Genomic DNA, 7,067 nt, shown 5'->3' on the forward strand with positions numbered 1-7,067 from the left:
CGTCCGGTTGCACCCATCATCTGGTTACCCGTGCCATTTCCGCGCTCTCGGAGCGCAGTCGTTCTTCATAGAGCCGGTCGATTTCTTCTGCGGTGAGGGAGAGCCAGGCCAGCACTTCGTCCCTGCGGTAAGCCCGGGAGTAACGACCGCCGTGCAGGACAGCATGGGATNCNCCGAAGTTTGGGTAATANCGGCGGTCCAGNTTTCGGAGGCTGTCGTATCCCCCGGGTCCAAACTTGAGTTCCGCAGCCTGCTTCAGGGTCATCCATTCTGATAGGGACTCAGCCACACTGTTTTTTTCCAGAATGACACGAACCATCGTCTGCAATTCTTCAATCGCCGAGGGGAGCTGATCGAATGTCATGCGTTTCCTCCTGTCTTCCGTTCATCAGATTTCCGCCCAGCCGGAGGCGTCTCAGAGTCCGGCGCATCCAGTTCCGCGACCGAATACCCGTTTCTGCTGAGATGTCCCCGCAGGGCGCCTCTCATGAGGCTCGCAACCCCGTCGTTCCGGCCATCGTTGCGACCCTGCTTGCGGGCCTCTTTGACGGCTGCCTCGTACATGCCGTCGCTGATGGTCACAGATATTTTCCTGGTCATGGTGCTACTCCGCCCCGGCCGGCCCGGCGCTGCTTTTCTTCGGGGGAGGATTTCTGACTTTTTGGGATTCAAGCCAGCTCTCCAGGTCTTCGCGGTCGATCAGGTACATCCGCTCCCCCAGCCGTATGTGGGGCAACCCACGCTTGAACTGCTTCCGGACAAAATCAGGACTGACGCGAAGCTCCTCTGCAACCTCGGCAACGGTAAGCCGTTCCTGTGGGGCGCCTCCGCTGGTTTTTTTCATCTGATCCTCTCCAATACTTTCTGCTGCTCTTCCTTGGTCTCGGGAAGGAAGATTTGGGTCTTATCGGTGTGGCCGGACCGCACAAGGTCGATCATGTAGGCAATCTGGCCCTTGATCGTCCGATGATTTCGCTTCGCCTGCTCTGCGACGTATTCGTAGATGTCACCGCCTATCGCAACATTCTTGTCTTGCATTGCACCCCTCCTGTATAGGTTCTTTTATCATATGTTAGAACCCAGTAGACGCGATGTCAAGCGTAATTCTTAAATAATTTGCGCATTTCCGCGTACTGGGTTATATTAGAATCAAATATCAAAGGAGGCGGGCATGCCACGAGCGAGCAAAGATACCGTAAAACAATCCGTGAATGTGGACGCGGGGACCTATCAATGGATCATGGAGTTCTCAAAGAGGAAAGGCCTTAATGACTATTCTGCAGCAGTAAATTTCTTACTGGCCGAAGCAAGAGAGAAGATAGAGCGCCAAGACCGGATCGAAGAAGCTCGGGAGCGCATGTATACTAATGCAGATCAGTCGTTGTTTTTTACACCAGAAGCGCCCAAATCGGATGCCGAGTAAATCCTGTTCTTATCCAGTTTCCTTATCGGCAAGCTAGGCAAAAAAACTCCATCAATCTTGAAAAAAACCGTGATACAATAATTCTTAATTTTCCAACTAATTTAAGGATTTAAATCGGAAATATCAAAATTATTGCTCGCGATTGTCGCTATCGCGAGCCTGTTCGCCTGCGCGACACACCACCTGATCAACGGGAAAAATCGGCATCCAACAGTTACAATCAGGAACTGGCCGGTGCCCGGTTCTTTTGCTGCTGTTATCCGTCACCTGAACTGACTCGGCCGCTCAGATGCAGGCAGACATTTCCTAAAGGTAATAGGGGGATCTAGCTCTTATTTGGTGGCTTTTAGGGTATTTCCATGGTAGCATTTTTTGATTGTTACGAGCGGGAAGTTTTGGGATTAGGATGACGGGTTCGCGGGGATAATGGATCATCCGGGGCTGTCTAATTGTTGTTATATTGACTCAAAATTGAGAATTGAATGAACACACATGTATTTAAATGTATATTTTGCTCATCGAAAGGCCCATTTAATACAGAAGAGCATGTAATTCCCGAATCGCTCGGAAATGACTCATTAATATGTAAATGCATATGTGATACATGTCAAAATTACTTTGGTAAAGAAATTGAAAATTATGTTTTAAGCAAAACCCCTTTTGCATTTTGGAAGGTCTGGTATGGCATTAAATCAAAAAAGGGCAAATTTCCTTCGATCGATTTATCTCAACCTAAAAAAGAAAAGGGACGGATTCCGCAAACGAGTGCGTATCACGATCAGAATATTGGATTTTCCTATCATGAAGACAACACTATCTCTGTAGATATCAATGATGGAAATTTAATTAATGAAATAATAGAAGGAAGAAAAAGCGCATTTAACTTTGTGATTTCACCTAAATCAATCGAACAAATAGGACGTTTCTTGGGGAAAATGGCAATTGAATTGATCGCATTAAATAAATATGAGAATGCAATGACCTCTAAATATGACGGCATTAGAATTTATGCGCGAAGAGGAATATTCAAGTCATTGTGGCCAATAATGAATGGAAAATTAAAAAATAGAATAGATTTATACGAGAAAATAAATGAAGAATTCGAGGAAAGCGTGATTTATAAATATAAAATATTTGAATATGGTGATTGTACCTACTTTATTTTCGATATCGGAATGGAACGTTGGGGAATAAATCTGACTAATCAATTCCCTGATCCGGCAACGATTCATATTTTCGATCAAGACGAATGTATAAATGCAAATTGGATTTGGTATCATGATAGAGAATGGAGAAAAGAAACAATATAACAAACGCTTCGAGGCGGACTCGCCTATTGTCATGGAGTTTGCTCCTTCCGCCTAGCGGCGGGCAAACTCCATGCCAATTACGGCTCGCCGCTCAAGCGGTCGTTAGAAAGACAGTACAATAAGAGGATAACGGAGGGATTAATGAGTTGGAAAGACTACTTGGATGAAGATCGTCTTCGACCTACAACACGGGTAAGGACAAACGACCCGAGAAATGAGTTCGAGAGTGACTATGGTAGAGTGATCTTCAGCCCGGCGATAAGACGATTGCACGACAAGACACAAGTGATGCCTCTTACCACAGATGACAATATTCACAGTCGATTGACACACTCACTTGAAGTTTTGGCCGTGGCATATTCACTAGGGATTCGGCTATCACAGAACAAACAATTTCTAAGCAAGACATCTCAGAAGACTGAGGAATTAGTGCGAAGCATACCGCTGATTCTTCAGTCAGCCGCTCTGGTGCATGACATTGGAAATCCACCATTCGGCCACTTTGGTGAAGAGAGTATCAAAAGTTTCTTTCGGAGCTATTTCAAGAATCATAAGAGCCGACTAAGTCGTCGTCAAAAAGAGGATTTCACTCATTTCGACGGAAATGCACAGGGGTTCCGAATTCTCACTAAACTACAGGTTCTTGATGATACCTATGGGCTCAACCTGACCAAAGCGACGCTAGCTGCCTATATGAAGTATCCGAACAGCCGCAATATTGTCAGGAATAAAATAGGTCAACGGAAACGAGGGGTGTTCCAAAGTGAAGCAGCATACCTGGAAAAAATAGTCACTGACTGTGGATTGAAGAAGAATGGCGCTATTGTACGTCACCCATTGTCTTTTCTTGTTGAAGCCGCCGACAATATTTGCTATAGAGCAATGGATATTGAAGACGGGTTCAACAAGGGATGGTACACCTTCAATGATATTGTCTCTGACCTAGAGAAATCAGATGTTGGTGAGGAACTGAAAGATATCAATCGCGAAAAGACTTCAGCCTCGTCAAAAATCGCCAAGTTTAGGTTGTTGGTCATTGGAAAGCTCTCGGAAATGTCCATTAATCGATTCGTGGACAATCTAGAAAAAATCGAAGAGGGTGTATATTGCAAAGAGTTGGTTGAGGATGGAAGTGATCTAGATAACTCTCTCAAGATTTTCTGCAAGAAAAGAATATTTTCAAATAGGGAAATTGTGTCGCTAGAACTTACCGGTGATGCAGTGATAAAAGGACTTCTGACGAAATATACGTCGCTGCTTCTCGGACACGATAAAGCGTACAGACTGCGGGCTGAACCTATGGTATCAAAAAGCATTCTAAAAGTGGCTCTAATGGAAAAGGGCCTAAATCCTGAGTTATCTGGTTTCGTTGATCTTGACGAGTACTACAAACTCAGAGTTATAGTTGACTACATCGCTGGTATGACCGATCAATTCGCATTGACCCAGTATCAGAGGCTAAATGGCCAGAAAATTATCTGAAATTGAAAGAATGATACATTCTAGAGTGGACGACTTTCGTTCATACCTCGATAAAAACTTACCCGGTCGTCTATTGCAGATAATCAGACGTATCGAAACTGAAAGTTCAATATTCATTTTTAGCGGCGTAATTCGAGACTTTTTTCTGGGACGAGAAGACATACGTGACATAGACTTAGTCCTTGAAAAGCCAATCGACATTGATACCTATTTCGCAGACGTTCCGATCAGAAAGAACAGTTTTGGTGGGTACAAGATACTCTATGATGATATTCCAGTAGACCTCTGGTACATCAGAGATACTTGGGCTTATAAGTTCCAAAAGGTGTTTGATTTCTATCCAGGGGTTGGCGTTTTTCAGACTGCCTTTTTCAACTTCTCAAACATCATCTTTTCTTTGAGTGAGAACAAGTTCTATTTCTCCAATCACTTCACCAGGTTTCTTCGAGATAAAGAAATAGATATTGGCTATCCAATAAACGCAAATTACGACCTCTGTATTGTAAACACCATCTACTACAGCCAAAAGTTGAACCTGAAAGTCAGTGACAATCTGAAGCTGTTTATCCTTCAGCACTATAAGCCATCTTCCAGTTTTATAGAAGATGTTCAGAAAAAGCACTTTGGATCAGTCTTATATGACTCTGACATGATTCAATCTTTCATGGAAGATATTCGGTCAGAACTTGTTTCTTCAAAGAAGCTTCCTAATATATAGATCAACCTGCTGCTTTGCTTCGCAAAACCACAGGTCATCTAGGTGTTAGACGCACCCTTCGGGGCGAGGAAATAAGGAGCAGGATATTATATTGATTATCTCTGAAAAGGAAAACATATGAAAGATAAAATTACTTTTTATAGCAGAATTATCTATCTAAATGGTGAGCTATTATCTGGTAATACTGTCCAAACCATATTAAACGGACAGTATTCTTTTAGTCTTAACCTCAATAAAGTTCTTCATTCTTTTCATGTAAGTATTATAAATGAGTATTTTAATATATACATTGAGTATGGTTCTGCATTGCCTCGGCCTGAATATGTGTTAGACGCGGATACTGCAGAACATCAAGATAATCCAAGAGGAATTAATCAAGTTGAACCAAGACAACTTTTTATTGTTATTGATAGCAAAAATAGTGTTTATTGGTTTAACAACATAAAAAAAGCAAACCTAATTGAGGACTTTTTTTATCATTTTGGAGTAAAGTGTCATCTGAAAAACATATATGATTCTAATGATTTTATCAAAAATATGCAAAGTATAAATGGATTGAAATTATCATCTTCGCCAGACCGTTTATTTAACACTCATAGTTTAAATCAGAATCTTATTAAAGATATTTTTGGTTACGGAGCAAGTCTTGCAACTATTCAGTTTAGTTACTCGAAAGACAAAATTCTTGATGTAATCACACGGAAAAAGTTTGAGGATTTGTTTCAAGAAAGATCTTCATATTCATCATTTATAATTTCTGGAAGATCAGACAAAGGTGTAGAATATGTCTTTAATAATGAAACGTTATTAAAACGGATTGTCATAGAGATTAATACACCAGAAAACGGTATTTATGATGAGTGTATTGTTTTTGAACAATTTAGGGAGAAAGCGCATGAAATTATGGCTTAAATATTTTTTATTTTTTCTTGCTATTGGTTTGTCTGTTTTTCTAATAAATTTGACACCAGCCAATAATTTGGCATATTACTACTCTTTGATTTTTACTTTTCAATCTATAATAATTGGGTTTATAGTCACAAGCTTATCCATAATAGCATCCTCCCCCTTCTCTAAAAAGCTTTACACAATCACATCAGAAAAAAATAATTCTAAAACTCTTTTACATGATTTATTGCAGAAAATATTTATCACTGTTATTATTTTTACAGTTCCTTTGCTATTCATACTTTTAAAAGTCGTAATCAAGGATGTCAATCTCATAAAACCATATTTTGGTATTTATGATTCGATCATCTTTGTTTTCACACTTATATCCGTAGGTCTTTTTATCAAATTAGTTTACGATTTTAAGCATTTTGTAATACAATCTGTAAAATAAAATTCGCCTAACAACTGCTTCAACCTGATATTTTCTTTGTCATGAAAATTGCAGTCGCTACGCTTGTAATCATCCCGGTTTTGCTACAGGCGATAACTTATAGTACCATCGCAACCGTTGGCTCGTCGGTAGTCCAGCGGAGTTACCCCGAGAGCCATATGGGTCGCGCCCCATTTATTATCCGTCACCCGCCCTGCCCCGGGTCAGTTCGCGTGACGGGCAACACGGAGAAGATAATGTTTGAAAAGCAGATAGACGATGCCGTGAGACTGCGGACGCTTCGCGAGGACGACGCAGAAGAACTATTCCAAGTCATGGATGAAAACCGCGCCCATCTCCGCGAGTGGCTCCCATGGCTCGACGCCAATACGACGCCAAAGGATAGTTTGTCATTCATCCAGGCAACCCTGTCGCAGGAGGCTGACAACCAGGGATTCACCTGCGCCATCCTGTTGCAAGGGAAGATCGTCGGAGTTGTGGGGTACCACCCTATTCGGTGGAGCAACCGGTCCGTGGAGATTGGTTATTGGCTGGCTCGCGCCGCTGCGGGGCATGGGATCATGACAAAATGTTGCCGCGTTTTGATCTCACATGCTTTTGCCGTATACGACCTCAACCGAGTCCAGATCCCTGCTGCTATCGGCAATGCCAGAAGCAGGGCGATTCCCGAGCGTCTCGGATTCACGCTGGAAGGTGTGATCCGTGATGCAGAGTGGCTCTACGACCACTACGTCGATCACGCCATGTACGCGATGTTGAAGAAGGACTGGTCTGATCCGTCACCTGAACTGA

The 7,067-nt window shown here is 42.4% G+C and carries 9 protein-coding genes; 6 read left to right on the plus strand and 3 right to left on the minus strand.

Annotated features, from left to right (window positions below; genetic code table 11):
• Window positions 1–360 precede the first annotated feature (360 nt).
• The 3 genes from B071_RS0109950 to B071_RS0109960 are packed head-to-tail and all read right to left on the minus strand — an operon-like array spanning window position 361 to window position 1,038.
• Complete coding sequence (locus B071_RS0109950; RefSeq protein ID WP_018526939.1) at window positions 361–600, minus strand: hypothetical protein; 240 nt, start codon at window positions 598–600, stop codon at window positions 361–363.
• A 4-nt stretch (window positions 601–604) separates the two neighbouring features.
• A complete protein-coding gene (locus B071_RS0109955) occupies window positions 605–844 on the minus strand; it encodes a helix-turn-helix domain-containing protein (RefSeq protein WP_018526947.1) in 240 nt (79 codons plus the stop codon).
• Entirely contained in the window at window positions 841–1,038 is a 198-nt protein-coding gene (locus tag B071_RS0109960; protein ID WP_018526948.1) for a hypothetical protein, read from the minus strand. The genes B071_RS0109955 and B071_RS0109960 overlap by 4 nt, the downstream gene beginning before the upstream one ends.
• Before the next feature lie 133 nt (window positions 1,039–1,171).
• Here B071_RS0109960 and B071_RS0109965 point away from each other — a divergent pair, with 133 nt between their 5' ends.
• From B071_RS0109965 to B071_RS0109990, 6 genes are all read left to right on the plus strand, one after another.
• Entirely contained in the window at window positions 1,172–1,423 is a 252-nt protein-coding gene (locus tag B071_RS0109965) for a hypothetical protein (RefSeq protein WP_018526949.1), read from the plus strand.
• A 482-nt stretch (window positions 1,424–1,905) separates the two neighbouring features.
• Entirely contained in the window at window positions 1,906–2,733 is an 828-nt protein-coding gene (locus tag B071_RS19200; protein ID WP_083914809.1) for an HNH endonuclease, read from the plus strand.
• A 141-nt stretch (window positions 2,734–2,874) separates the two neighbouring features.
• Window positions 2,875–4,215: a dGTP triphosphohydrolase gene (dgt, locus tag B071_RS0109975; protein WP_018526951.1), complete on the plus strand. Its 1,341-nt coding sequence runs from the start codon at window positions 2,875–2,877 to the stop codon at window positions 4,213–4,215.
• On the plus strand, window positions 4,196–4,933 hold the full coding sequence (locus B071_RS16985; protein WP_051075295.1) for a hypothetical protein: 738 nt from the start codon (window positions 4,196–4,198) through the stop codon (window positions 4,931–4,933). Before dgt ends, B071_RS16985 begins: the two co-directional genes overlap by 20 nt.
• Window positions 4,934–5,050: 117 nt before the next feature.
• Window positions 5,051–5,845, plus strand: a complete 795-nt coding sequence (locus B071_RS19675) for a hypothetical protein (protein WP_157703136.1) — start codon at window positions 5,051–5,053, stop codon at window positions 5,843–5,845.
• A 666-nt stretch (window positions 5,846–6,511) separates the two neighbouring features.
• Window positions 6,512–7,067 (plus strand): GNAT family N-acetyltransferase (locus B071_RS0109990; RefSeq protein WP_018526954.1); only part of this gene is annotated, 556 nt, incomplete at its 3' end.

Source organism: Alkalispirochaeta alkalica DSM 8900 (assembly GCF_000373545.1).
In the GTDB taxonomy this organism is placed as follows: Bacteria; Spirochaetota; Spirochaetia; order DSM-27196; family Alkalispirochaetaceae; genus Alkalispirochaeta; species Alkalispirochaeta alkalica.

Coding starts and splice junctions, on each gene's coding strand:
- dgt (WP_018526951.1), top strand. CDS start 2,875: ATGAGTTGGAAAGACTACTTGGATGAAGATCGTCTTCGACCTACAACA.
- B071_RS0109950 (WP_018526939.1), bottom strand. CDS start 600: ATGACCAGGAAAATATCTGTGACCATCAGCGACGGCATGTACGAGGCA.
- B071_RS0109965 (WP_018526949.1), top strand. CDS start 1,172: ATGCCACGAGCGAGCAAAGATACCGTAAAACAATCCGTGAATGTGGAC.
- B071_RS0109960 (WP_018526948.1), bottom strand. CDS start 1,038: ATGCAAGACAAGAATGTTGCGATAGGCGGTGACATCTACGAATACGTC.
- B071_RS16985 (WP_051075295.1), top strand. CDS start 4,196: ATGGCCAGAAAATTATCTGAAATTGAAAGAATGATACATTCTAGAGTG.
- B071_RS19675 (WP_157703136.1), top strand. CDS start 5,051: ATGAAAGATAAAATTACTTTTTATAGCAGAATTATCTATCTAAATGGT.
- B071_RS19200 (WP_083914809.1), top strand. CDS start 1,906: ATGAACACACATGTATTTAAATGTATATTTTGCTCATCGAAAGGCCCA.
- B071_RS0109955 (WP_018526947.1), bottom strand. CDS start 844: ATGAAAAAAACCAGCGGAGGCGCCCCACAGGAACGGCTTACCGTTGCC.